Source organism: Micromonospora sp. WMMA1947 (assembly GCF_027497355.1).
In the GTDB taxonomy this organism is placed as follows: Bacteria; Actinomycetota; Actinomycetes; order Mycobacteriales; family Micromonosporaceae; genus Micromonospora.
Map to the genome: position 1 here is coordinate 1,286,885 of NZ_CP114909.1, position 22,733 is coordinate 1,309,617.

Annotated in this window: 24 protein-coding genes; 11 read left to right on the plus strand and 13 right to left on the minus strand. The window is 73.1% G+C overall.

The window, feature by feature from the left end; all coding sequences use genetic code 11:
* Positions 1 to 6 precede the first annotated feature (6 nt).
* A complete protein-coding gene (locus O7604_RS06165; RefSeq protein WP_071096918.1) occupies positions 7 to 1,155 on the plus strand; it encodes an Mrp/NBP35 family ATP-binding protein in 1,149 nt (382 codons plus the stop codon).
* A gap of 168 nt (positions 1,156 to 1,323) precedes the next feature.
* Here O7604_RS06165 and O7604_RS06170 read toward each other — a convergent pair whose 3' ends face one another.
* Together O7604_RS06170 and O7604_RS06175 are read right to left on the minus strand one after the other, a co-directional pair.
* Entirely contained in the window at positions 1,324 to 1,746 is a 423-nt protein-coding gene (locus tag O7604_RS06170; RefSeq protein WP_269702456.1) for a preprotein translocase subunit TatB, read from the minus strand.
* Between the two features lie 72 nt (positions 1,747 to 1,818).
* The gene (locus O7604_RS06175) at positions 1,819 to 3,123 is read right to left on the minus strand and encodes a trypsin-like peptidase domain-containing protein (protein WP_269702458.1); all 1,305 of its coding nucleotides are present in this window, start codon (positions 3,121 to 3,123) and stop codon (positions 1,819 to 1,821) included.
* Positions 3,124 to 3,335: 212 nt separating this feature from the next.
* Between O7604_RS06175 and O7604_RS06180 the strand changes: the two genes are divergently transcribed.
* Positions 3,336 to 3,986: an O-methyltransferase gene (locus O7604_RS06180; protein ID WP_081636063.1), complete on the plus strand. Its 651-nt coding sequence runs from the start codon at positions 3,336 to 3,338 to the stop codon at positions 3,984 to 3,986.
* 24 nt (positions 3,987 to 4,010) lie between these two features.
* Here the strand turns inward: O7604_RS06180 and O7604_RS06185 are convergent, their stop codons facing one another.
* Positions 4,011 to 5,498: a leucyl aminopeptidase family protein gene (locus O7604_RS06185; RefSeq protein ID WP_269702460.1), complete on the minus strand. Its 1,488-nt coding sequence runs from the start codon at positions 5,496 to 5,498 to the stop codon at positions 4,011 to 4,013.
* A 145-nt stretch (positions 5,499 to 5,643) separates the two neighbouring features.
* Positions 5,644 to 5,811, minus strand: a complete 168-nt coding sequence (locus O7604_RS06190; RefSeq protein ID WP_013283866.1) for a DUF3117 domain-containing protein — start codon at positions 5,809 to 5,811, stop codon at positions 5,644 to 5,646.
* 190 nt (positions 5,812 to 6,001) lie between these two features.
* On the opposite strand from O7604_RS06190, the gene O7604_RS06195 reads away from it, so the two are divergent.
* Positions 6,002 to 6,820 carry a PaaX family transcriptional regulator C-terminal domain-containing protein gene (locus O7604_RS06195; RefSeq protein ID WP_018788949.1) on the plus strand — a complete coding sequence of 273 codons (819 nt, stop codon included), beginning with the start codon at positions 6,002 to 6,004 and terminating at the stop codon, positions 6,818 to 6,820.
* Positions 6,821 to 6,823: 3 nt separating this feature from the next.
* A complete protein-coding gene (locus O7604_RS06200; protein ID WP_269702462.1) occupies positions 6,824 to 7,615 on the plus strand; it encodes an enoyl-CoA hydratase-related protein in 792 nt (263 codons plus the stop codon).
* A gap of 23 nt (positions 7,616 to 7,638) precedes the next feature.
* Here the strand turns inward: O7604_RS06200 and O7604_RS06205 are convergent, their stop codons facing one another.
* From O7604_RS06205 to O7604_RS06220, 4 genes are read right to left on the minus strand one after another with little or no spacing between them, the layout of a single operon-like run.
* Complete coding sequence (locus tag O7604_RS06205; protein WP_269702464.1) at positions 7,639 to 8,262, minus strand: hypothetical protein; 624 nt, start codon at positions 8,260 to 8,262, stop codon at positions 7,639 to 7,641.
* 36 nt (positions 8,263 to 8,298) lie between these two features.
* Complete coding sequence (locus tag O7604_RS06210; protein WP_041784439.1) at positions 8,299 to 8,883, minus strand: DNA-3-methyladenine glycosylase I; 585 nt, start codon at positions 8,881 to 8,883, stop codon at positions 8,299 to 8,301.
* Positions 8,884 to 8,937: 54 nt separating this feature from the next.
* The gene (locus O7604_RS06215) at positions 8,938 to 9,438 is read right to left on the minus strand and encodes an SRPBCC family protein (protein ID WP_269702467.1); all 501 of its coding nucleotides are present in this window, start codon (positions 9,436 to 9,438) and stop codon (positions 8,938 to 8,940) included.
* Complete coding sequence (locus O7604_RS06220; protein WP_281579089.1) at positions 9,435 to 10,106, minus strand: DivIVA domain-containing protein; 672 nt, start codon at positions 10,104 to 10,106, stop codon at positions 9,435 to 9,437. Before O7604_RS06220 ends, O7604_RS06215 begins: the two co-directional genes overlap by 4 nt.
* Positions 10,107 to 10,258: 152 nt before the next feature.
* Here O7604_RS06220 and folP point away from each other — a divergent pair, with 152 nt between their 5' ends.
* Positions 10,259 to 11,128, plus strand: coding sequence for a dihydropteroate synthase (gene folP, locus O7604_RS06225; RefSeq protein WP_269702471.1), 870 nt, complete (start codon positions 10,259 to 10,261; stop codon positions 11,126 to 11,128).
* 14 nt (positions 11,129 to 11,142) lie between these two features.
* Here folP and O7604_RS06230 read toward each other — a convergent pair whose 3' ends face one another.
* Positions 11,143 to 11,520 carry an NADH-quinone oxidoreductase subunit A gene (locus O7604_RS06230; RefSeq protein ID WP_030273665.1) on the minus strand — a complete coding sequence of 126 codons (378 nt, stop codon included), beginning with the start codon at positions 11,518 to 11,520 and terminating at the stop codon, positions 11,143 to 11,145.
* Between the two features lie 125 nt (positions 11,521 to 11,645).
* On the opposite strand from O7604_RS06230, the gene O7604_RS06235 reads away from it, so the two are divergent.
* The 3 genes from O7604_RS06235 (at position 11,646) to O7604_RS06245 (ending at position 16,132) form a co-directional block, all read left to right on the plus strand.
* Complete coding sequence (locus O7604_RS06235) at positions 11,646 to 13,061, plus strand: hypothetical protein (protein WP_281579090.1); 1,416 nt, start codon at positions 11,646 to 11,648, stop codon at positions 13,059 to 13,061.
* A gap of 196 nt (positions 13,062 to 13,257) precedes the next feature.
* Positions 13,258 to 15,105 carry a 2-oxoacid:acceptor oxidoreductase subunit alpha gene (locus O7604_RS06240; RefSeq protein ID WP_269702474.1) on the plus strand — a complete coding sequence of 616 codons (1,848 nt, stop codon included), beginning with the start codon at positions 13,258 to 13,260 and terminating at the stop codon, positions 15,103 to 15,105.
* A complete protein-coding gene (locus O7604_RS06245) occupies positions 15,098 to 16,132 on the plus strand; it encodes a 2-oxoacid:ferredoxin oxidoreductase subunit beta (RefSeq protein ID WP_281579091.1) in 1,035 nt (344 codons plus the stop codon). The genes O7604_RS06240 and O7604_RS06245 overlap by 8 nt, the downstream gene beginning before the upstream one ends.
* An 82-nt stretch (positions 16,133 to 16,214) precedes the next feature.
* On the opposite strand, the gene O7604_RS06250 is transcribed toward O7604_RS06245, so the two are convergent.
* The gene (locus O7604_RS06250; protein WP_281579092.1) at positions 16,215 to 16,862 is read right to left on the minus strand and encodes an NAD(P)H-dependent oxidoreductase; all 648 of its coding nucleotides are present in this window, start codon (positions 16,860 to 16,862) and stop codon (positions 16,215 to 16,217) included.
* Positions 16,863 to 16,948: 86 nt separating this feature from the next.
* Between O7604_RS06250 and O7604_RS06255 the strand changes: the two genes are divergently transcribed.
* Positions 16,949 to 17,431: a MarR family winged helix-turn-helix transcriptional regulator gene (locus O7604_RS06255; protein WP_281579093.1), complete on the plus strand. Its 483-nt coding sequence runs from the start codon at positions 16,949 to 16,951 to the stop codon at positions 17,429 to 17,431.
* 24 nt (positions 17,432 to 17,455) lie between these two features.
* Here O7604_RS06255 and O7604_RS06260 read toward each other — a convergent pair whose 3' ends face one another.
* Positions 17,456 to 18,469, minus strand: a complete 1,014-nt coding sequence (locus tag O7604_RS06260) for a potassium channel family protein (RefSeq protein WP_269702482.1) — start codon at positions 18,467 to 18,469, stop codon at positions 17,456 to 17,458.
* A 154-nt stretch (positions 18,470 to 18,623) separates the two neighbouring features.
* Here O7604_RS06260 and O7604_RS06265 point away from each other — a divergent pair, with 154 nt between their 5' ends.
* Both O7604_RS06265 and O7604_RS06270 read left to right on the plus strand, forming a co-directional pair.
* Positions 18,624 to 19,265, plus strand: coding sequence for a helix-turn-helix transcriptional regulator (locus tag O7604_RS06265; protein ID WP_269702484.1), 642 nt, complete (start codon positions 18,624 to 18,626; stop codon positions 19,263 to 19,265).
* A gap of 126 nt (positions 19,266 to 19,391) precedes the next feature.
* Complete coding sequence (locus tag O7604_RS06270) at positions 19,392 to 19,982, plus strand: ATP-dependent Clp protease proteolytic subunit (RefSeq protein WP_269702486.1); 591 nt, start codon at positions 19,392 to 19,394, stop codon at positions 19,980 to 19,982.
* A gap of 47 nt (positions 19,983 to 20,029) precedes the next feature.
* Here O7604_RS06270 and O7604_RS06275 read toward each other — a convergent pair whose 3' ends face one another.
* The gene (locus tag O7604_RS06275; RefSeq protein ID WP_281579094.1) at positions 20,030 to 21,829 is read right to left on the minus strand and encodes an adenylyl cyclase; all 1,800 of its coding nucleotides are present in this window, start codon (positions 21,827 to 21,829) and stop codon (positions 20,030 to 20,032) included.
* A 120-nt stretch (positions 21,830 to 21,949) separates the two neighbouring features.
* Positions 21,950 to 22,726 (minus strand): HAD-IIB family hydrolase, encoded by a 777-nt coding sequence (locus tag O7604_RS06280; protein ID WP_145754543.1) that lies wholly within the window; start codon positions 22,724 to 22,726, stop codon positions 21,950 to 21,952.
* Positions 22,727 to 22,733: the final 7 nt, after the last annotated feature.

Genomic DNA, 22,733 nt, shown 5'->3' on the forward strand with positions numbered 1-22,733 from the left:
GCGGGCATGTCAGCACCCGTCAGCACCGTCTCCGACGCGATCCAGGCCGCCCTGGCCACCGTCAACGACCCGGAGATCCGCCGGCCGATCACCGAACTCGGCATGGTCCAGTCCGCCGAGCGCGGCGAGGACGGCGTGGTCCGGGTGGAGCTGCTGCTCACCGTGGCCGGCTGCCCGCTGAAGGACAAGCTGCGCAGTGACATCACCGCCGCCGTCGGCGCGGTACCGGGCGTGAGCGGCGTCGAGATCATCTTCGGTGTGATGAGCCCGGAGCAGCGCCAGGAACTGCAGTCGAAGCTGCGCGGTGGCGGCGCCACCGCCGAGCCGGTGATCCCGTTCGCCCAGCCGGGCTCGCGGACCCGCGTCTACGCGGTCGCCAGCGGCAAGGGCGGTGTCGGCAAGTCCAGCGTCACCGTCAACCTGGCCGCCGCGCTGGCGTCCCGGGGCCTGTCGGTGGGTGTGGTGGACGCGGACATCTACGGCCACTCGGTGCCCCGGATGCTCGGCGCGGACGGCGCGCCGACCCGCGTCGAGGACATGATCATGCCGCCGCAGTCGCACGGCGTGAAGGTCATCTCGATCGGCATGTTCACGCCCGGCAACGCCGCCGTGGTCTGGCGCGGCCCGATGCTGCACCGGGCGCTTCAGCAGTTCCTCGCCGACGTCTACTGGGGTGACCTGGACGTCCTCCTGCTCGACCTGCCGCCGGGCACCGGCGACATCGCGATCTCGGTGGCCCAGTTGCTGCCGAACGCGGAGATCCTGGTCGTCACCACCCCGCAGGCGGCCGCCGCCGAGGTGGCCGAGCGAGCCGGTGCGATCTCGCTGCAGACCCACCAGCGGGTGGTCGGCGTGATCGAGAACATGTCCTGGCTGGAGATGCCGGACGGCTCCCGGATGGAGGTCTTCGGGTCCGGTGGCGGCGCGGCGGTGGCCGAGTCGCTGACCCGCACGATCGGCGCGCAGGTGCCGGTGCTGGGGCAGATCCCGCTGGACACCCGGGTCCGCGAGGGTGGCGACGCCGGCCAGCCGATCGTGCTGGCGCAGCCGGACGCCCCGGCCGCGAAGGCCCTGTTCCAGGTCGCCGACCGCCTCGCGGTGCGCCGCGAGTCCCTGCTCGGCAAGCCCCTGGGCCTCAAGCCGGCCGGCCGCTGACCCCCCCCCCCCCCCCCCCCCCCCCCCCCCCACCCGCGCTCCTCACCGCCCCTTCCCGCCGCACGCGGGAGGGGGCGGTCCCGTTTCCGGCGTCGATCATGAGGTTGGCGGTCGCCGGACCGGCGTGTCGCGCCGTCAACCTCATGATCGACGGCGAAAGCGGGGGCCTCAGGTGGCGTCGTCGTAGGACGGGCGGGGGGCCGGCGGCGCGGGGGTGGGGGTGGGGGCGCTGGTCGCGACGCTCGGGGTACGCAGGTCGGCGGCCTTCGCCACGTCCTTCAGCTCGTCGTGCACGCCTGTGACGTCCGAGCGCAGGTTGTCGTACATGCTCTGCAGCGGCTTGCGGATCGCCTGCTCGTCTTCCTCGCTGAGCAGGTGCTTGCGGATGAACGCCTTGGGGTGCAGATCCTCCAGCTGAATGTCCGTGCCCAGCTCGCGGCTCAGGTCGCCGGTGGCGTTGCGCGCCATGTTGCGCAGGTTGCGGACCATCCGGAGACCGTCGTTGATCACGTTGGGCAGCCGGTCCCCGAAGATCAACAGCGCCAGGAGCAGCAGGACGCCGATCTCCCACCAGTTCAGGTTCTCGAACACCGCGGCCTCCTCGTCCGTGTCAGGGCAAGACTACGCACGTCAGGTGACCATCGGGGAGGGGGTGACGGGTCCTCACTTCGCATCCGCGGCGAGCGTCACCGACGCGTTCTGCCGCGACGACCCGCGCCGGTACTCGACCGTCACCACCGAACCGGGCGCGTACTTGCGTACCAGGGCCACCAGATCGGTCGGGTCGGTCATCGGGTGGCCGTCCAGCCGGAGCACCACGTCCCCGGTACGCAGACCGGCCGCCGCCGCCGGGCCGGCCGGCTCGACCGCGTTGAGGCGTACCCCGCCGCCGGTGGCGCCGGTGCCGCCCACCTGGGCGCCGATGACCGTACGCCGGGCCTTGCCGGTGCCGATGATGTCCTCGGTGATCCGCTTCGCCTGGTTGATCGGGATGGCGAAGGCGAGGCCGATGTTGCCCGCCTCCTGCCCGTCGGCCACCAGCGACTTGATCGTCGAGTTGACACCGACCACCCGCCCGGCGCCGTCCACCAGCGGGCCGCCGGAGTTGCCGTGGTTGACCGCGGCGTCGGTCTGGATCGCCGCGTAGTAGCGCGTCGGCCCGCCCGGCTCGCCGGCCTGCATGGTCCGGTCCAGCGCGCTCACGATGCCGGCCGTGACGGTGTTGGCGAGCGACAACGGCGACCCGATGGCGAGCACCGGGTCACCGACGGCGAGCGCGTCGGAGTCGCCGAACTGCACCGGGGTCAGCCCGCTGCGCGAGACCTTGATCACTGCGAGGTCCGACTCCGGGTCCTGGCCGACCACGGTGCCGGCGGCGGTGCTGCCGTCGTTGAACACGACGGTGGCCTTGCCGGGGCCGTCGGCGACCACGTGGTCGTTGGTGATGATGTGGCCCTCGTTCGTCACCACGAAGCCGGAGCCCTCGCTGGTGCCGCCGAGACTGACCACCCGGATGGTGACCACGCTCGGCAGGACCCGCTCGGCCACCCCGGCCAGTGACTCGGGCTTGCGCTGGGCCAGCGCGGGGGCCTGGCCGCTCTGCGCACCGATCGTCGGCACGTCACCGCCGCGCAGGAAGGCGTACGTCAGGGCGCTGCCCAGGGAACCGGCCAGCAACGCGGTGACCAGGGAGATGAGCACGACCTGGCGCAGCCCGGGCCGGGCCGGCAGGTCCGGGTCGGTGACCGGCTCCGGCTCCCCCGCCCCCGGCGTCGGCGCCGCCGGAACCACCACGGCGGCGGGTGCGTACGGGTCCCGCCAGGGGTCGGCCAGCGCGTCGGACCACCACGGCGACGTCGCCTGATCCGGGGCGTTGCGCGGCGGTCGTCCGGACGCCGGCCCACCCGGTGCCGGCGATCCGCCGGGCCGCCGCCAGTCCCAGCCGTCGGTCACGTCGGTGCCTCCCACTCCGTCCCGCTGGCCCCGCGCCGGCGACCGGCGGAGCCGGACGACAGTGACGCGCGGGACACATCCAGGATTACACGGATGGCGCGAATGGAGTCAGGGGTTGCCGTCCGTGATCGTCCGACGGCGGACTCGCGGCTGCGCCGGTACCGCCCCGCCTCTACGCTCACAGTGCATACCGCCCCTCGCACCAGTCCGCCCCTCGGAGGTGTCCCATCGCCACGGTCGCCGGTCACGGCAGTTCGACGGCCCAGGCGCTCCACTTCGCCGAGTCTTTCGTCACCGAGGATCTCGTGCTGCGCACGGCCCGCGCCCTCGCCCACGAGGTGGGGGTGGAGGCGGTCACGCCCGGGTCGGGTGCCGCGCTGCGGCTGCTCGCCGCCGCCGGGAACGCCCGGGCGGTGGTGGAGATCGGCACCGGCACCGGGGTGAGCGGCGTGTGGCTGCTGCGCGGCATGCGGCCCGACGGCGTGCTCACCACGATCGACGTCGAGGTCGAATACCAGCGCATCGCCCGGCGGCTGTTCCAGGAGGCGGGCTTCCCGTCGGGGCGTACCCGGATCATCACCGGCCGCGCCCTCGACGTGCTGCCCCGGCTCGCGGATGGTGCCTACGACCTGGTCTTCGTGGACGCGGTGTCGACCGGCTTCGCCGCGTACGTGGACGCGGCGCTGCGGCTGCTGCGCCCCGGCGGGGTGCTCGCGCTCAACGGCGCGCTGGCGGCCGGCCGGATCGGCGATCCGGCCGCCCGGGACGTCGAGACGGTCACCGTGCGGGAGACGATCAAGGCGATCCGCGAGTCGGAGCACTGGGTGCCCGCGCTGCTGCCGGTCGGCCACGGCCTGCTCGCCGCCGTGAAGGCCTGACAGCAGGCCCGGCGCACCGGAACGTCAGCCCAGCGTCGCCAGCCAGCGCAGCAGCCCGCGCACACCCCAGCCGGTGGCGCCCTTGACCAGCTCGCCGTGCGTGTCGTCGGACCACGACGGCGCGGACATGTCCAGGTGTACCCACCGGTCCCGCAGGTCGCCGGTGAACTCCCGCAGGTACAGCGCGGCGACCACCGAACCGGCGCCCTGGGCCGGCGAGCTGTGCAGGTCGGCGACGTCGCTGGCCAGGTATTCCACGTAGTCGTCGGCGAGCGGCATCCGCCAGGCCCGCTCGCCGGCCGCGGTGATCGCGTCGAGCAGGCCCGCCGCGAGCGCGTCGTTCTCGCTGTAGAGCGCGGCGTGCCGCTTGCCCAGGGCGACGGCGTTCGCGCCGGTGAGCGTCGCCAGGTCGACAAGCAGGTCGGGCTTCAGCTCGCGGACCGCGTACGCCAGCGCGTCGGCGAGCACCAGCCGGCCCTCGGCGTCGGAGTTGGTGCTCTCGCTCGTGAGCCCCCCGTAGTGCCGGATCACGTCGCCGGGGCGGAACGCCGAGCCGCTGACCATGTTCTCGGCGAGCGGGGCGAGCGTGGTCACCCGTACCGGCAGGCGCAGCTCGGCGGCGCCGAGCGTCGCGGCGATCACGGCGGCGGCGCCGGCCATGTCCTTGCGCATGAGCTTCATGGCGGGCACCGGCTTGATCGAGATGCCGCCGGTGTCGAACGTGATGCCCTTGCCGACGAGCACCACGTGGGTACGCGCGCCCTCCGGCCGCCAGTCCAGCTCCACCAGGCGCGGGCCGCTGGCGGAGCCGCCGCCGACGGCCAGGATGCCGCCGAAGCCCTCGGCCGCCAGTTCCTCCGGGCCGCGTACCCGCAGGTGCAGGTCGGGCCGCCCGGACGCGGCCTCGGCCACCTGGGCGGCGAACCACTCCGGGTTCTTGGTCGACGAGGGCATGTTCGTCAGGTCCCGGGCGAGCCGGGTCGTCTCGGCGGTGGCCCGGGCGGCGGCGAGCGTGCCGGCGAGTGCGTCCGGGTCGTCGACGAGCACCTCGACCTCGGCCAGGGCGGGTCGCCCGCCGGCCTCGGTGAGGCGGAAGCGGTACGAGCCGAGCAGCAGCCCTTCGGCCAGGCCGCGAAGGGCGGTGGTCGCCTCCGCCGGAAGCGCGATGGTGATCTGCGTCTCATCCTTCGCCGCGCGGGCCAGCGCGGCGCCGGCGGTACGCCAGTCGCGCTCGTCGCCGTCGCCGACGCCCAGCAGCCACAGCCGCGACGGAGATCCGCCGGGACGCAGGTGCTGGCGCACCTCGCCGGCCGAACCGGTGAGCCGGGCGGCGGGCAGTACGGCGGCGGCCTCGTCCCGGACGTCGTCACCGGGCGGCACGGCGGTCGGGACCAGCTGGGCCGAGGAGGCCGGGGCGGCCGGCGAGTCCGGCGAGTCCGGCCCTCCGGGACGGACGGGCAGGACGAGAGCGTCGGGCCCGGCGGGCCCACTCACCAGACGAATGACCAGCACGCTGGACCGTACCTCCGAAATGGGTGGAACGGGCACGTTCTGCCACGCGCCCGTCGAGGAAAGACCCTGAGCCACCGGGGATCCCGGTGGCTCAGGGTAGGACGAACCGCCCGCGCGGCGGACGCCACGCGGGACACTCCTCGAATCAGCCCGCGGCCGCCTTCAGCGCGTCACCGAGCGCGGTGGCCTCGTCGGGAGTCATCTCGACGACGAGCCGGCCACCACCCTCCAGCGGGACTCGCATGACGATGCCCCGGCCCTCCTTGGTGACTTCCAGCGGACCGTCGCCCGTCCGCGGCTTCATCGCCGCCATGTTGTCTCCCCTCAGACCTACACCAGGGTCGGTGAGTTGCCCCACAGCCACTTCGCCATCGCCTTCCGCAACCCTCGCGGAAGGCTCGACCAACGATTTTCCCTGATGAACACCGCCGGACCCAAACCGAAGCAGCATTGATGTAACAGCATCTAGCTTATCTTGGATAGGCCTGTCACAATGTGCGGTCATGCAGGCACGGTCGGCACTCTTCGACCTGTACGGCGACCACCTCCGGGCCCGGGGCGGCCGCGCACCGGTCGCCGCCCTGGTCAAGCTGCTCGCCCCGCTGGGGATCGCCCCACCGGCGGTACGCACCGCGGTGTCCCGGATGGTCCGCCAGGGCTGGCTGGAACCGCTCCGGCTCGCGTCCGGACCGGGATATTCGATCACCCCGAAGGCGGCTCGTCGACTCGACGAGGCGGCGTCCCGGATCTACCGGACCGGACGGCACAGCTGGGACGGGCGGTTCGATCTCCTGGTGCTCACCGCGCCCTCCTCCCGCCGGGACCGGCAGCGGCTCGCCGCCAACCTCGCCTTCCTCGGCTACGGCACGCTCGACGACTGCACCTGGGTGGCCACCCGCCCGGGTGAGGACGTCGACCTGCTGCTCGACGAGGCGGGCGTACGCTACGAGCGCTTCACCGCCGCGCACGCGGCCGGCACACCGGGTGCGATGGGCGTGGTCCGCCGCGCCTGGGACCTGGCCGAGATCGGCCGGGCCTACGAGCGCTTCGTCGCCGAGCAGAAGCCGCTGCTCTCCGGCGTCACGGTGCGCAGCAGCGACGAGGACGCGTACGCGGCCCGGTTCCGGCTCGTGCACGCGTGGCGTACGTTCCTGTTCCGGGACCCGCAACTGCCCCCGGCACTGCTGCCCGAGCGCTGGCCGGGCACCAGCGCGGCCAGTTTCTTCGACCGGCACGCGGCCCGGCTCCGGCCGGCCGCCGACCGGTACGTCGAGCAGTGCCTCGACGCCGGCAACCGCCTCGCCCGACAGAAGGGTCGTTAGAACGTGACCGAGCCGCTCCTCGTCGACCGCACCGACGCCGTCGTCACCCTGACGCTGAACCGCCCGACGGCGATGAACTCGCTCGACGTGGCGCTCAAGGAGGCGCTCCGGGACACCCTGGCGGAGCTGGAGACCGACAGGTCCTGCCGGGCGGTCGTGCTCGCGGGTGCCGGCGGCTCGTTCAGCGCCGGGCAGGACCTGCGCGAGCACGTGCGGACGCTGGAGACCTCGGACGCCGACCCGCTGGGCACGGTGCGGGCGCACTACAACCCGATCGCCGCCCGGCTGGCCAACCTGCCCAAGCCGGTGGTCGCCGCGGTGCGCGGGATGGCCGCCGGGGCCGGCGCCTCGCTGGCGTTCCTCGCCGACTTCCGCATCGGCGGCCCGAAAACCCGGTTCCTGATGGCGTTCGCCGGGGTGGGGCTCGCCGCCGACACCGGCGCCTCCTGGACGCTGCCCCGGCTGGTCGGCCACGCCAAGGCCGTCGAGCTGCTGATGCTCGCCGAACCGGTCGGCGCCGAGGACGCCTGCCGGCTGGGCCTGCTGACCAAGCTGGTGGACGACGACGAGCAGGTGCTCCCCAGCGCGCAGGAACTGGCCGCCCGGCTCGCCGCCGGCCCCACGATCGCGTACGGGGCGATCAAGCGCCAGCTCTCCATCGCCGACGCGGGCACGCTCGCCGACGCGCTGGCCGCCGAGGCGCAGGCACAGGCGATCTGCGGTGCCACCGCCGACCACCGGGCCGCCACGAAGGCGTTCGTCGACAAGCAGAAGCCGGTCTTCGAGGGGCGCTGAGCGCCCCTGCGGGCACGGTGGGGTCAGTCGTCCTCTTCCGGATCCTGGTTGGCCTCGACGCCGAGCACGAACGCCTGCATGGCCAGCTCGTCGCCGTAGGGCGAGACGAACGCCGGCAGCTCCCGCGGGCCCAGCTCCTGCACGTAGGACCAGAAGATCCGCACCGCCTCGGCGCGCGACGCGGCCTCGATCGGCAGGTCCAGGCTGACCAGCCAGGTGCTGCGGGCGGGCGGCGGACCGAGCCGGTCGGCCAGCGACCGCCAGCGGGCCGGGTCGATCGCCACGACCGGGCCGTCCGGCGCCGGGCCGTCGACGGGCACCGGCTCGTCGAGCACCCGCCGGGTGTACGTGACCACGAGCGGCCCGGCCGCCGCGTCGGACTGCGGGTCGTCCGGGTCCTCCGCGGTCTCGGACGACGCGGGTGCGACCCGGCCGAGCGCGACCAGGCGCAACGGCTCGTCGACGAGCACCGCGACCCGGTCACCGGGCCGGGGGCGGGCCGCCTCGGACAGACCGGTCAGCTCCAGCAGGTCGTGGTGCACCAGCCGCTCGGCCTCGAAGCGCTCGGTGGGCAGCAGCACCGCCCAGGCTCCGGTCGTGGTCGCACCGTCTGTCGTCCCGCTCGTACGCGGCTCGGTGTCGGTCATGCCCCAATCCCATCACGTCGGCGGTGGCGCGCTCCGTCACACCCCGGCCCGGTCACCGCTCACGTGGCAGTCGGCCAGGTGGTCGTCGACCATGCCGGTGGCCTGCATCAGCGCGTAGGCGGTCGTGGGGCCGACGAACCGGAAGCCCCGCTTCTTGAGCGCCTTGGCCATCGCGACTGACTCCGGGCTGGTGGCCGGCACCTCGGCGAAGGACCGGGGACGCGCCGCCCGGGGCGGGGGCGCGAACGACCAGAGCAGCGCGGACAGGCCCTCGGGCAGCTCCGACGCGGCCCGGGCGTTGGCGATCGCCGCCTCGATCTTGGCGCGGTTGCGGACGATCCCGGCGTCGGCCATCAGCCGGGTCACGTCGGCCTCGCCGTAACGGGCCACCGACTCGATCCGGAACCCGGCGAAGGCGTCCCGGAACGCCTGCCGTTTGCGCAGGATGGTCAGCCAGGACAGGCCGGACTGGAACGCCTCCAGCGTCAGCCGCTCGTAGAGCGCGTCGTCGCCGCGCAGCGGCCGGCCCCACTCCTCGTCGTGGTAGACGGCGTAGTCGGGGGTGCTCGCTCCCCACGCGCAGCGCGGCAGCCCGTCGGCGCCGGTCACCAGGTCAGTCACGGCGTCCACGATAGGCCGGGCCACCGACAGTCCCGCCGCGCCGACGACCGCCCGTCAGGGCAGGCGGCCCTGCTCGACCAGCCGGGCGAACTTCTTGAGCGCCTGGGTCAGGCTGAACTTCGAGCCGGGCCAGAGCACCGGCCAGGCCACCCGGCCGGCCCGCCCGCCCGGCAGGTGGAACCACTCGTGCCAGACCACCTGCGTGCGGTCGCGGTCCATCGGGGTGCAGCGCAGCACGCCGGGCCCGCGCAGCAGCTTGCCGCAGTGCACCACCCCGACCTCGTACGGCGCGTCGACCCGCACCACACGCATCTCGTCGCGGAGCACTGCCGGACCGAGCGCGGTGACCGCCTCGACCAGGCTGCCCTCGCCACCGTCGCCCTCGACCACCCGGACCCGGGTCAGCGGGATCCAGTCCGACTGCCGCTCCCACGCGGTGAGCGCGGCGAAGACCCGGTCGGCCGGGGCCTCGACGATCACCGTGGCGGTGACCTCGGCGGCGCCCCGGCGGGACGCCTCGGTGAAGTCGTCGGCCGACGGGCCGGCGCCGGTCACGCCGACTCCGAGCGGACCACCGAACCGCGCTCCCGGTCGGCGTCGTCATCGGCCGGCCCGGCCGCGATCCCGTTCGCCGGGGAGACGGTGTCCTCGGTCGCCGCGGCGGCGGGGGCCTCGGCCACGCCCGCCTCGGCCGGGGCGCGTCCCGGCCGGCCGTCGGCGTCGGCCCGGCCCGGCTGCCCGTCGGCGTCGGCGCGGGCCGGCTGCCCGTCGGCCCCGGCACGGGCCGGCGACTCCGGCTCGGACAGGTCGATCACGACCGGCTCGGTGGACGGGTCGGGTGCCGACTCGGCCTCGGGGCGGGTCGCGGCGGCCTCCTCACGGGCCCGGCGCAGCGCTTCGGCGTCCTCGGTACGCCCCTCCCGCAGCGCCGCGTTCTCCGCCTCCAAAACGCCGATCAGCTCGGTCTTGTAGCCGATGTCGTACGCCGCCCGGCGCAGCGCCGCGTCGACCTGGTTCATCCGGTAGCCGCGCAGCGCCGTGTCGAAGCGGACGTCGGACACGTCCGACTCGTCGAGTGGACGGCTGCCGGGCAGGGGCACGGCCCGCCCGTCCGGCTCGGCCGGCGTGAGACCCGGATCCTTGCCGGAGACCAGCACCGTCACCCCGAACACCACAGCCGCGACGGTCAGCGCGACGACCAAGAGGAGCAGAACCTCACCCATGCACAGATCGTGGCATGCGGGGCGGGATCGGGCGAGCCCTCCGAGACGTCCGGTCGCCAAATGCGTCCGGCGCACGGGACCGGCACGGGCGGCGCGGCCGGGACCGGATAGCGTCGGACCGGCCGGTGCGGTCCGGCGACGAGGAGGCGGGCATGACCGGGGCGTTACGGCTGGGCGGACGGACGTTCGGCCCCGGTGAGCTGGTGGTGATGGCGATCGTCAACCGCACGCCGGACTCGTTCTTCGACCGGGGTGCCACCTTCGCCCAGGACAGCGCGCTGCGGGCGGTGGAGCGCGCGGTGGACGAGGGCGCCGAGATCATCGACATCGGCGGGGTGAAGGCCGGGCCGGGCGACGAGGTGGACGTGGCCGAGGAGATCCGCCGGACGGTGGACACCATCGCGGCGGTCCGGTCCGCCTTCCCCGACGTGGTCGTCTCCATCGACACCTGGCGTGCCGAGGTGGCCGTGGAAGCGGTGGCGGCCGGCGCGGACCTGCTCAACGACACCTGGTCGGGGGCGGACCCGGCGCTGGCCCGGGTCGCCGCGGCGACCGGCGCCGGGCTGGTCTGCTCGCACGCCGGCGGGCTGGCCCCGCGTACCCGGCCGCACCGGGCCGCCTTCGACGACGTGGTGGCCGACGTGGTCGGCACCGTCACCGGGCTGGCCGAACGCGCGGTCGGGCTGGGTGTGCGCCGGGACGGCATCCTGATCGACCCGGCGCACGACTTCGGCAAGAACACCTGGCACTCGCTGGAGATCACCCGGCGGCTGGCGGAGCTGACCGACACCGGCTGGCCGCTGCTGGTGGCGCTGTCGAACAAGGACTTCATCGGCGAGACGCTCGACCTGCCGGTGCCCGAGCGACTGGAGGGGACGCTCGCCGCCACCGCGGTCTCGGCCTGGCTCGGCGCCCGGGTGTTCCGCGCCCACCAGGTCCGCGAGACGCGCCGGGTGCTGGACATGGTGGCGTCCATCCGGGGCGACCGGCCGCCGGCGGTGACCCGGCGCGGGCTGGCCTAGCCGGGCGCGGTGCGTCAGGTCCAGCGCAGGACGCCGCGCCGCCACGCGTAGAGGATGCCGAGCGCGACGATCGCCACGAAGACGCCCATCTCCACCACGGTGGTGGCGCCGAAGCCGGGCCGGTCGAAGACCAGCGCCCAGGGGAACAGGAAGACCGCCTCGACCGCGAAGAGCACGTAGAGGTACGCGTAGACGTAGTAGCGGATCTGCATCTGCGCCCAGTCGCCGCCGACCGGGTCGAGACCGCACTCGTAGCTGGCCCGCTTGCCCCACGGCTCGGCCGGCCGGCTCGGACGTAACACCCGGTTCGCCGAGAACGCCGTCACGAAGAAGAGCACGGCCGCGAGGAGCAGCAGACCGAGCGTGGCGTACGAGCCGAGATATCCGGTCACGACCGGAGCGTACCGGTCCCCTCCAGATGTCCCGGACACGTTACGAATTCGTTTCCTCGCAGGACTAGTGCTTGATGGCAAGTATCACCGAATAATGGGATCCCGTTGATCGTCCCGGAGGACAGATGGCCCGCCCCCGCGTTGCACCCGATCGGTGGGTCGCGCTCCGCCGTACCCTCGCGCTGCTGACGCCCGCGCTCGTCGCGGCGCTGGTGGCGGTGGGACCGGCCGGAGCCGTCGCCCACCCGGGGCCGGCCGCCGCGCTCCGGATCGTCGAGCCGGTGGAGCCGGGCGGCGACCCCGGCGGCGAGCCGACCGAGCCCGCGCCCACCGGCGAGCCGACGACCACGGCGACGGCCCCGCCGCCCACCGAGCCGCCGCCTCCGGCGACCGAACCGCCGGCGCCGATCACCACCGCACCGCCCCCGCCGCCGCCGACGAGCGCGCCCGCCGAACCGGCACCGACCACGGCCGCCCCGGCCACCACGGCACCCGCGCCCCCGCCGGTCGTGCCGCCGGTCAAGACCCCGCCGCCCCCGCCGGCGCAGCCGGCCGGCGGGCCCCTGGGGGTACGCGTGACCACCGAAGACGTGGTCCTCCCGCCGGCCTACTGGAACGCCGACGCCACGGTGGCCACGTTGCGGGTGACGGTGACGAACACCGGCGGGCGGGCGGAGCGGATCAGCCTGGGCTACACGCTCCCACCGGGGCTGACCGACGCGGGCACCCCGGGCTGCGAGCCGGCAGGTGGCGCCGACCACCGCTGCGTCGGGTGGGACGCCGAGCCGGGCGCCCGGTTCAGCGCGACCATCCGGGTCCGGGTCGACGGCGACGCCTGGCGGACCATGCCGCTGGCCGGATCGGTCCAGGTCACCGCCGTCGCACCCGGGGTGACGGGCGCGGCGTACGACGACGAGGGCTTCGCAGTGCTGTTCCCGCCCGGGCCGCCGGTACCCGGCATCTCGCTGCGCGCCGACGAGGTGCTGTTCGACATCAGCGGCGCGCCCAGCGCGCTCACCGTCCGGCTCGGCAACACCGGCAAGGTCGACGCCGCAGGCCGGGTCGAGGTGCTCCTTCCCGAAGGGGTGAGCGTGGCCGGCGCCGAGAGCGGCTGTGCCCCGGTCTCGGCCGACCGGACCCGCTGCGAGCTGGGCTCCCTGGCGGCCGGGCGGACCGCGACCGTACGGCTGACGCTCGCCGCCTCGGCGGAGGCCCAGCGGCGGGCGCCCCTGTCCGGCGCGGTGATCGGCCGGCTGGACCCACGCAGCGGGCGGGACCGGCAGGTGCAGATGAGCTTCCGGATCAGCGCCGCGGCGGCGGACGCCTCCCCGCCGGTCGGCGCGCCCGCCCCGACCGGCTCGCAGGGTGTGCTCGTCGCCGCCGGCGAACGGGACGGCGGTGACACCTCGACCCGGTGGGCCGCCGTCGCGTTGATCGCGGTGTCCGGTCTCCTGGTCGTGCTCGCGCTGACGCTGGCGACCCGTTCGCTGCGCCGCCGCAGCGACATCACCGTGCCGGAGCGTCCGGTCACCGACCGGTGATCATGAATATATGGTGATCTGGGTTACGGGCCCAGGTACTAAACGCTGCAAAGCAGGGCATACAGCGGCCCGATCCAGTCCCATACGTCGGACCTCGACCAAGGTGGCCCTAACGTGGCGACGTAGGCTCTGACGTGAGAATCGGAGCGGGCCGGGCCGGCGAGGGCGACGGCGCTCAGTTAAGCGAGGTGCGGGTGTGACCAAGCAGATCCGTCAACTGGACCGGGTGGTCATCCGGTTCGCCGGTGACTCCGGCGACGGCATGCAGCTCACCGGCGACCGGTTCACCTCGGAGACGGCGCAGCTGGGCAACGACATCTCCACGTTGCCCAACTTCCCCGCCGAGATCCGCGCTCCCGCCGGGACCCTGCCCGGCGTGTCGAGCTTCCAGGTGCACTTCGCCGACTACGACATCCTGACCCCGGGCGACGCGCCGAACGTGCTGGTGGCGATGAACCCGGCCGCGCTCAAGGCCAACCTGGCCGACCTGCCGCGCGGGGCCGACATCATCGTCAACACCGACGAGTTCACCCGGCGCAACCTGGCCAAGGTGGGCTACGCGACCAGCCCGCTCGACGACAACTCGCTCGACGGGTACGCGGTGCACCCGGTGGCGCTCACCTCGATGACGATCGGGGCGCTGGCCGAGCACGACGTGTCCAAGAAGGACGCCGAGCGGGCCAAGAACATGTTCGCGCTCGGGCTGTTGAGCTGGATGTACTCCCGCCCGTACGAGTCCACGCTGCGCTTCCTGGAGCGCAAGTTCGCGGCCCGCCCCGAGCTGGTCGCGGCGAACGTGGCCGCCTTCCGGGCCGGCTGGAACTTCGGCGAGACCACCGAGGACTTCTCCGTCCGGTACGAGGTCAAGCCGGCCAAGATGCTGCCCGGCACCTACCGGAACATCACCGGCAACGCGGCGTTGTCGCTGGGCCTGGTGGCCGCCGGGGTGCGCTCCGGGCTGCCGGTGTTCCTCGGCGCGTACCCGATCACGCCGGCCTCGGACATCCTGCACGAGCTGAGCAAGCACAAGAAGTTCGGCGTGGTCACCATGCAGGCCGAGGACGAGATCGCCGCGGTCGGTGCGGCGCTCGGCGCGTCGTACGGCGGCTCGCTCGGTGTCACCACCACGAGCGGCCCGGGCGTGGCGCTCAAGAGCGAGACGATCTCCCTGGCGGTGGCGCTGGAGCTGCCTCTGGTCATCGTCGACGTGCAGCGGGCCGGGCCGTCCACCGGCATGCCCACCAAGACCGAGCAGGCCGACCTGAACATGGCCCTGTACGGCCGGCACGGCGAGGCGCCGGTCGCGGTGATCGCGCCGAAGTCGCCGTCGGACTGCTTCCACGCCGCGCTGGAGGCGGCCCGGATCGCGCTCACCTACCGCACCCCGGTGATCCTGCTGTCGGACAACTACGTCGCCAACGGCTCCGAGCCGTGGCTCCTGCCCGACGTCGAGTCGCTGCCCGACCTGCGGGTCGAGTTCGCCACGAAGCCCAACGGCGAGGACGGCACCACGTTCCTTCCTTACCTGCGGGACCCGCAGACGCTGGCTCGCCCGTGGGCGGTGCCCGGCACGGCCGGTCTGGAGCACCGGATCGGCGGTCTGGAGAAGGCCGACAAGACCGGCGACATCTCGTACGACCCGGCCAACCACGACTTCATGGTGCGGACCCGGGCGGCCCGGATCGAGACGATCCCGGTGCCGGACGTCGAGGTGGAGGATCCGGACGGCGACGCCCGGGTGCTGGTGCTGGGCTGGGGCTCGACGTACGGGCCGATCGGTGCGGCCTGCCGTGGCCTGCGTCAGCGCGGGCTCTCGGTGGCGCAGGCGCACCTGCGGCATCTGGCTCCGATGCCGGCCAACCTCGGCGAGGTGCTGGGCCGCTACGACAAGGTGGTCGTGCCGGAGATGAACCTCGGCCAGCTCGCCCACGTGATCCGGGCGAAGTACCTGGTCGACGCGATCGGCTACAACCAGGTCCGCGGCCTGCCGTTCACCGCCGCCGAGCTGGAGACGATGCTGGAAGAGGTCCTGAAGAATGTCTGAGCCCGTCGCCCTCAAGCTCACCGCCAAGGACTTCAAGTCCGACCAGGAGGTGCGCTGGTGCCCCGGTTGCGGCGACTACGCCATCCTGGCGGCCGTGCAGGGCTTCATGCCGGAGCTGAACATCCCCCGGGAGAACATCGTCTTCGTCTCGGGCATCGGCTGCTCGTCGCGTTTCCCGTACTACATGAACACGTACGGCATGCACTCGATCCACGGCCGCGCCCCGGCGATCGCCACCGGCCTGTCGGTGTCCCGGCCAGACCTGTCGGTGTGGGTGGTCACCGGTGACGGCGACGCGCTCTCCATCGGCGGCAACCACCTGATCCACGCGCTGCGGCGCAACGTGAACCTCAAGATCCTGCTGTTCAACAACCGGATCTACGGCCTCACCAAGGGTCAGTACTCGCCCACCTCCGAGGTCGGCAAGATCACCAAGTCGACGCCGGTGGGCTCGGCGGACGCCCCGTTCAACCCGCTGTCGCTGGCGCTTGGCGCCGAGGCCACGTTCGTGGCCCGGACGATCGACTCGGACCGCAAGCACCTCCAGTCGGTGCTGCGGGCCGCCGCCCAGCACGAGGGTTCGGCGTTCGTGGAGATCTACCAGAACTGCAACATCTTCAACGACGGCGCGTTCGACCCGCTGAAGGAGCCGGCCACCCGGGACGACTTCCTGATCCGGCTGGAGCACGGGCAGCCGATCACGTTCGGCAAGGACGGGCAGTTCTGCGTCGTCCACCCGCCGGGTGGCTTCGGGCTGGAGGTCCGGGAGACCGCGAACACGCCGGCCGACCAGATCGTCGTGCACGACGCGGGCGTGGCCGACCCGGCGTACGCCTTCGCGCTGTCCCGCCTGCCGGGCCTGGACCTGAGCAACACCCCGATCGGGGTGTTCCGGTCGGTCGACCGCCCCTCCTACGACAGCGTGGTGCAGGAGCAGGTCGCGGCCGCCAGGGCCACCGTCGACCAGACCCCGGAGCAGCAGCTCGGCGCGCTGCTCGGCAGCGGCGACACCTGGACGATCCTCTGATCCGCCGCTGACCCGTCACGGACGAAGGGCGGGCCGTTCCGCGGGGGGAACGGCCCGCCCTTCGCGGTGTGTGACAGCCCGGTCAGGCGGCCGCCGAGGCGGGCACCCACAGCTCGTCGACGGCCCGCTCGGCCGCGGCGAGGCTCTGCTCGAACAGCGGGATCAGCTCGGCCATCGCCGGGTTGACCGGGGCCAGGGTCAGCTCGGCGCAGATGAACCGCGGCTCCAGCCCGGTCAGGGAGAGGCCGTGCGGAAGCCACGGCTCGGCGTGGTCCCAGCCCTCCCGCGGGGTGCCCGGGCCGTACCCGCCGCCGCGGCTGACCAGGACGACGAACTGGCGGTCGCCGAGCAGCCCGGCGTTCGTCACCGGGTCGTACGCGATGCCGGGGGCGATCAGGTGGTCGACCCAGGACTTCACGCTGCTGGGCGCGCCGTAGTTGTAGAGCGGCAGCCCGAGCAGGACGGTGTCGGCCTGCCTCACCTCGGCCACCACCTCCTCGGTCAGCTGCCAGGAAGCCCGCTGCTCGGCGGTGTGCTGATCCGGGGGCACCATGCGCGCGAGGCCGCTTGCGGTGTTCAGGTGCGGCAGCGGGTTCTGACCCAGGTCGCGGTAGGTGACCGTGCCGTCCGGGTGGGCGGCGCGCCAGGCGGCGGCGGCGCGGGCGGTGAGCCGCCGGCTGATGGACCGCTCCCCGGTGATGCTGGAGTCGATGTGCAGTAGGTGTGCCATTGGTGATTCCTCCTCCGACGATCGTTCGTGTAGGACCAACTATTTATAGCAGGTCGATGTTCCTCGGCTCGCGTAAACTGGGTCACATGTCCGCCGCACCGGTCGAGGAGTCCGAGCGCCGCTCCGGGCCCCTGCTCGATCACCTGGCCCGGCGGATGCGGCTGCGCTCGGAGTCGGTGCTGGCCCCGCTGGGTCTGCGCCCCCGCCACCTGGTGGCGCTCACCGTGCTGCGCGACTCCGGCGGCATCAGCCAGCAGGCGCTCGCCGGCACGCTCCAACTCGACAGCACGAACGTGGTCGGGCTGCTCAACGACCTGGAGGCGGACGGCCTGGCCGAGCGCCGCCGCTCCCCGGAGGACCGCCGCCGGCACGAGGTACGCCTCACCGAGGCGGGCACGAAGCGACTACGCGAGGCCGAGTGTGCGCTCGCCGGAGCCGAGGAGGAGGTTCTCGGCGCGCTCGCTCCCGGCGAGCGGGACCTGCTCTACGAACTGCTGCGACGGGCCACCCAGGGCCGGTCGTCGACCTGCGGTGAAGTGCTGGCCGAGGGCGGCCCGGGCGCCTGCTGACCGCAGGTGCTCAGCGGGCCCCGGTCAGATCGCGGTGGTGGCCTGCGGCCGGTCGTCCCGGACGTGAACGAGCATGTCGCCGGTCTCGATCACCGAGGCGGCCCGGTCGTTGAGCGTGACCACCTTGCCCCGGCGGACCAGCGCGATGACCAGCGCCTCCAGCTCGCGCGGCGAGCGGCCCACCTCGCTGCGCTCGGCCGAGCGCATGGCCAGCGCCATGCCCTGACCCGGGGTGAGCAGGTCCTCCACCACGTCGATCAGGGGCGGGGCCGAGGTCGACAGGCCGAGCAGCCGGCCGGCCGTGGCCGACGAGACGATCACGTGGTGCGCCCCGCTCTGCTTGAGCAGCGGCGCGTTCTCCGCCTCGCGTACCGCCGCGATGATCCGCACCTGGCCGGCGGTGAGCTGCCGGACCGTGAGCGCCACCAGCACCGAGGCGTCGTCGCTGTCGGTCGCGATGATGACCGACTTCGCGGTACGCACGTGCGCCTGCTCCAGCACTGACGAGCGGGTCGCCGAGCCCTCGATCGTCACCAGCCCGTTCGAGGTGGCCTGCCGCAGCGCCGGCCCGCTCCGCTCGACCACCACGATCTTGGACTTGTCGGTACCGTTCTCCAGCAGGGCGGAGACCGCGCTGCGGCCCTTGGTGCCGTAGCCGCAGATGATGACGTGGTCCTTCACGGTTCTCCTCCACCGCGACAGGCGACGGCCGGTGCGGTACTGCTCGGTCAGGACTTCCAGGGTGGTGCCGACCAGGATGATCAGGAACAGCACCCGGGCGGGAGTGATGAACAGGACGTTCGCCAGTCGCGCCGACGAACTGACCGGCGTGATGTCGCCGTATCCGGTGGTGGAGAGCGAGACCACCACGTAGTAGAAGCAGTCGAGCAGGGTCAGGCCGGTGTCGTCCACGTCGCGGTAGCCGTCGCGGTCGAGCCACACCACGAACACCGTGGCGAAGACCAGGCCCAGGGCGGCGAGCAGGCGCAGGCTCAGCGCGCTCAGCGGCCCCCGCCGTTGCGCGGGAAAATGGATCACCGTCGGTCCTGCTCCGCCACCTGCACGCCCACAAGATAACGGGTACGCCGGGATCCGGCCCGCCGGGTGACGATCGGTACCCGGCGGGGCCGCTGCCGGCGACGCGGACAGGGCATGATGGGGACGTCGGGACGGCGACCGCGAGGAGGCCGGCATGTCGTTGCTGCGACGCGTGATCGGCGGCGTGCTCCGGCGCATCCGCCTGCGCCAGGGCCGCACGCTGCGCGAGGTGGCCCAGGCCGCCGGCGTCTCCCTGCCCTATCTCTCCGAGGTCGAGCGCGGACGCAAGGAGGCCTCCTCCGAGGTGCTCGCCGCGATCTGCCGCGCGCTCGGCATCCACCTCGCCGACCTGCTCGAAGAGGCCCGCGACGAGCTGCGCCGCGAGCGTCCGGCTCCGGTCGGCCCCGGGATCTCGGCGGCCCGCTTCGACCGGGTGCCGACCGCCCGCACCGGTCCGCAGCTGCGGGTCGGCGCGCCCCGGCTGTCCGTCACGCGCCGTCCGGCCGTGTCGTCCCGGCTGCCCGTGTCCCGCCGGCCTGCCGTCTCGCTCCGGCCGCACGTCGCCCGCCGGCCGGTCACCCCCACGCCGCTGCTGGGCGGCGGGCTGCGGCCCTTCGGCCTGGTGCCGACGCCGCTCGGCGCGCCCCTCGGCGCCGCCACGCCGATCGGGTTCGGTGGCGGCATCCGGATCTGGCCGGCTCCCTCCGCCCCGGCCGTCCGCCCCCGTCCGCGTACCTCCGTCACGCTGGCGCGGCGGCGAGCCCGCGCGGGCCGGCGGCGGCCGGTCGCCGCGTAGCTTCTGCCGAGGGCGAATCTGCCCGGGGCAGAAAGCCTGGGCCGCGTGGGTGCGCCCGGCGGACGCTGGAGACCGCCGGGTTCCCGGGCGGTCCCCCGCCCACCGGCGGCACGGAGGTGGGCGGCGATGAGTGGCATCTGGATGCTCGACGAGGGCCAGCCGGCGTTCGGCGACCGGGTCTTCGAGCGACTGCTGAGGGAGCGGATCATCTTCCTCGGCACCGAGGTCACCGACGCGTCGGCCAACCAGATCTGCGCGCAGATCCTGCTCCTCGCGGCCGAGGACGCGGAGCGCGACATCTTCCTTTACATCAACTCGCCCGGCGGCTCGGTCAGCGCCGGGATGGCCGTCTACGACACCATGCGGTACGTCAAGAACGACGTGGCGACGCTGGCGCTGGGGATGGCCGGGTCGATGGGGCAGTTCCTGCTCTGCGCCGGGGCGGCGGGCAAGCGGTTCGCGCTGCCGCACTCGCGGATCATGATGCACCAGCCCTCCGGCGGGATGGGCGGCACCGCCGCGGACATCACCATCCAGGCCGAGAACATGCTGCACGTGAAGCGCACCATGCAGGAGCTGATCGCGCAGCACAGCGGGCGGACGCTGGAGGAGATCCAGCGCGACTGGGATCGCGACCGCTGGTTCACCGCCGAGCAGGCCCGGGAGTACGGCCTCGTCGACCAGGTGCTCACCCGCGTCGACCAGCTCGCGGCGTGAGCGGGTGCGGCCCGGCCGGTCCCGCACCGGCCGGGCCGCCCTCGCGGTCAGGGGTAGCTGATCACCGTGCTGGTGCCGTACGAGCCGACGACGGGCGTGCCGATCTCGTTGATGGTGCGCTCGATGCCGCCGCTGCCGTCCAGGAACACGGTGATCGCGTCGTGGAACCGCACCCCGGCCCGGCGCGGCGCCTCGATCCCCCTGTCGCAGCGGATGTCCACGCCCTGGTTGAAGTACGAGTACACGCCCAGTCCCCACGCCTCGTGCGTGCGGACGTGGTCGGCCACCTTGTACGAGGCCCAGCCGTTGCCGGTCGGACTGCGCCAGGCCGCCTGGCTCGGCGGGTCGTAGGGCAGCTCGCTCTGGTAGAACACGGTCCGGCCGCGCTCGCCGTTCCAGATCGTCTGCCAGCGCTGGTAGTGCTCGACGAACAGCCCGTACGCGGTCACGTCGTCGCCGTTGACGATCACGCCGGTGGCAGCGGTGTTCACGGTCCAGCCGATGGTGCCGGCCCGGCCGTGGTCGCCACGCCAGGCCCAGATGTTGTCGATCAGCGTGTGCCGGCTGTGTACCACCAGGCTGGTCACCGCGCGTCCGGCGTACGGGCCGCCGATGCGGAAGAAGACGTCCTGCAGCGAGATCGGGTTCGTGGCGTGCGACCGGTGGCAGTGCCGCGTACCGACCTCGACCAGCACCGGCGACTCGACCGGCCCGGCGTCCACGAGCACCCCGGCGATGCGGACGCCGTCCACGTCCTCGATGCGCAGCGCCGCGTCCCCGCGGTCCGGCACCAGGCTCGGCATGCCGAGGCCGAGCACCACGGTGTCCGGGCGGCGTACCCGCAGGGCCCGGTCCAGGTGGTAGACGCCGGGGGTGAGCAGCAGGTGCCGGCCCCGGGCCAGCTCGGCGTTGATCCGCTTCGCCGAGTCGGTGGGCCGGGCCAGGAAGAACGCGGACAGCGGCAGCGACGGCACCGGCGCGCCGCCGGTGGCCCAGGTGGTGCCGGCGGTGTTCCGGCGCAGGCGCGGTACGGCGACCCGCCAGGCACCCCGGGCGTCGACGAACAGGTACGGCTTCTCCCGGGTCACCGGGCTGGTCGGCAGCGTGGTGTAGGGCGGGTCGGGGAAGCCCTGCGCGGGCGCGCCGATCACGCCGGAGAAGACCTGGTTCCACACACCGTTGGTCCACTCGCCGCCGAGCTCGCTGTCGCGGGTGAGCCACTGCTGCTGGGAACCGTTGATGGTGATGCCGTCCACCTTGGAGTCCGCGATGTAGCCGCCGCTGGAGTAGCCGCCGTTGCCGGGTTCCAGCCACAGCACGCCCTTGACGTGCACCCGGCGCATCGGTGACGCCTGCGAGACGGCCCATTGGTTCGACCAGTCGGTCGGGGTGACAGCGAGGTTCTCCGCCGAACGCCAGAAGTTGGTGAGCGCGGAGATGCCGGCGGGCGAGTTCGGGTCGGGCTGCCCGATCACCCGGACCGCGCCGTGGATCTCCACGTCGTCCGGGTGCGCGCCGAGACCGGCGACAGTCGTGTAGTAGCCGAGCCGGGCGTCCACCTCGTAGCGGCCGGGCTTGAACAGCACGGCGTACCTGTCGAGGCCCATCTCGTTGCGTTCCTGGGCGGTGAACAGCCGGTCCAGCGTGGACTGGATCTCCTCGACCGGCGTGCTCGGGTCGTACACGAAGACGTTCGGGCCGAAGTCGGGCTCGCGGGCGGGTCGCGCGGCCGGCGACGCGGCCGGGGACGCGGCGGCGGCACCGGCCGGGAGGCCGAGGGCGGTGAGTGAGGCCGCGGAGGCGGTGAGCGTGAGGAAACGGCGGCGGGAGGGGTCGGATGATCGCATCTGCCTGCCTGTTCGGTGATGGGACGGGAGAGCGCTCTCTCGGCTGTTCCTACCGCATCACCGTCGATACCGCCAGAGCCCGCCGGTTCCGGAACCGGCGGGCTCTGCTGCGGGCTGTGCTCAGGCGCGCTCGGCGCGCTGCTTCACCAGGTCGTCGACGAGCTTCTCGACGTAGTCGGCGGTCTCCTCCCAACGGGTGACCGCGACGCAGCGGATGCCCATCGCCTTGACCGGGTAGTCGTTGCCACCGACGTCCAGCCGGTCACCCACGAAGAGCACGTTGTCGATCTTCAGATCCAGGTGTTCCAGCAGCTTCCGCATGCCGTACGCCTTGTCCACACCCTTGCGGGTGACGTCGATCGAGGTCGAACCACCACCACGGACCTCGAGGTCGGGCAGCTTCGCCGCGACCGCGTCCCGCAGCCGCCGCTTCTTGTCGCCGTCCGGGTCCCAGCCGTACTTCTCGGCCGGCGGGGCGGACTGCCCCAGCGCCGAGAAGGTGATCTGGCTGCCCCGGTCCTCGATGATGTCGCCCCAGGTCTTCGCCTCCCACAGGCCCAGCGCCTGCGCCGACTCGGTCAGCGCCGTGACGACGCGGGCCTTGTCGGCCTCGGTGAGATCCTCCGCGTAGACCTGCCGCCAGTCCCCGTCGGACCAGCGGTAGTAGCGGGTGCCGCAGGTCGGCATCAGGTGCAGCCGGTCGCGCTGCTCCTCGGTGAGGTCGAGGTGGGCGAGCACCTGCGACTGGAACTGCTCGAACCGGCCACCGGAGATGACCAGTACGTCCACCTCGGTGAGCAGGTGGCCGAGCAACTCCGCCATCCGACGATCGATCTGGGACTTGGAAATCGCCAGGGTGTCGTCGAGATCGAACGCCACCACTCGAAGATCGTTCACGAATACC

Coding starts and splice junctions, on each gene's coding strand:
- O7604_RS06270 (WP_269702486.1), top strand. CDS start 19,392: ATGAGTGGCATCTGGATGCTCGACGAGGGCCAGCCGGCGTTCGGCGAC.
- folP (WP_269702471.1), top strand. CDS start 10,259: ATGACCGGGGCGTTACGGCTGGGCGGACGGACGTTCGGCCCCGGTGAG.
- O7604_RS06250 (WP_281579092.1), bottom strand. CDS start 16,862: ATGGCACACCTACTGCACATCGACTCCAGCATCACCGGGGAGCGGTCC.
- O7604_RS06265 (WP_269702484.1), top strand. CDS start 18,624: ATGTCGTTGCTGCGACGCGTGATCGGCGGCGTGCTCCGGCGCATCCGC.
- O7604_RS06190 (WP_013283866.1), bottom strand. CDS start 5,811: ATGGCGGCGATGAAGCCGCGGACGGGCGACGGTCCGCTGGAAGTCACC.
- O7604_RS06235 (WP_281579090.1), top strand. CDS start 11,646: ATGGCCCGCCCCCGCGTTGCACCCGATCGGTGGGTCGCGCTCCGCCGT.
- O7604_RS06275 (WP_281579094.1), bottom strand. CDS start 21,829: ATGCGATCATCCGACCCCTCCCGCCGCCGTTTCCTCACGCTCACCGCC.
- O7604_RS06255 (WP_281579093.1), top strand. CDS start 16,949: ATGTCCGCCGCACCGGTCGAGGAGTCCGAGCGCCGCTCCGGGCCCCTG.
- O7604_RS06165 (WP_071096918.1), top strand. CDS start 7: ATGTCAGCACCCGTCAGCACCGTCTCCGACGCGATCCAGGCCGCCCTG.
- O7604_RS06220 (WP_281579089.1), bottom strand. CDS start 10,106: ATGGGTGAGGTTCTGCTCCTCTTGGTCGTCGCGCTGACCGTCGCGGCT.
- O7604_RS06205 (WP_269702464.1), bottom strand. CDS start 8,262: ATGACCGACACCGAGCCGCGTACGAGCGGGACGACAGACGGTGCGACC.
- O7604_RS06195 (WP_018788949.1), top strand. CDS start 6,002: ATGCAGGCACGGTCGGCACTCTTCGACCTGTACGGCGACCACCTCCGG.
- O7604_RS06245 (WP_281579091.1), top strand. CDS start 15,098: ATGTCTGAGCCCGTCGCCCTCAAGCTCACCGCCAAGGACTTCAAGTCC.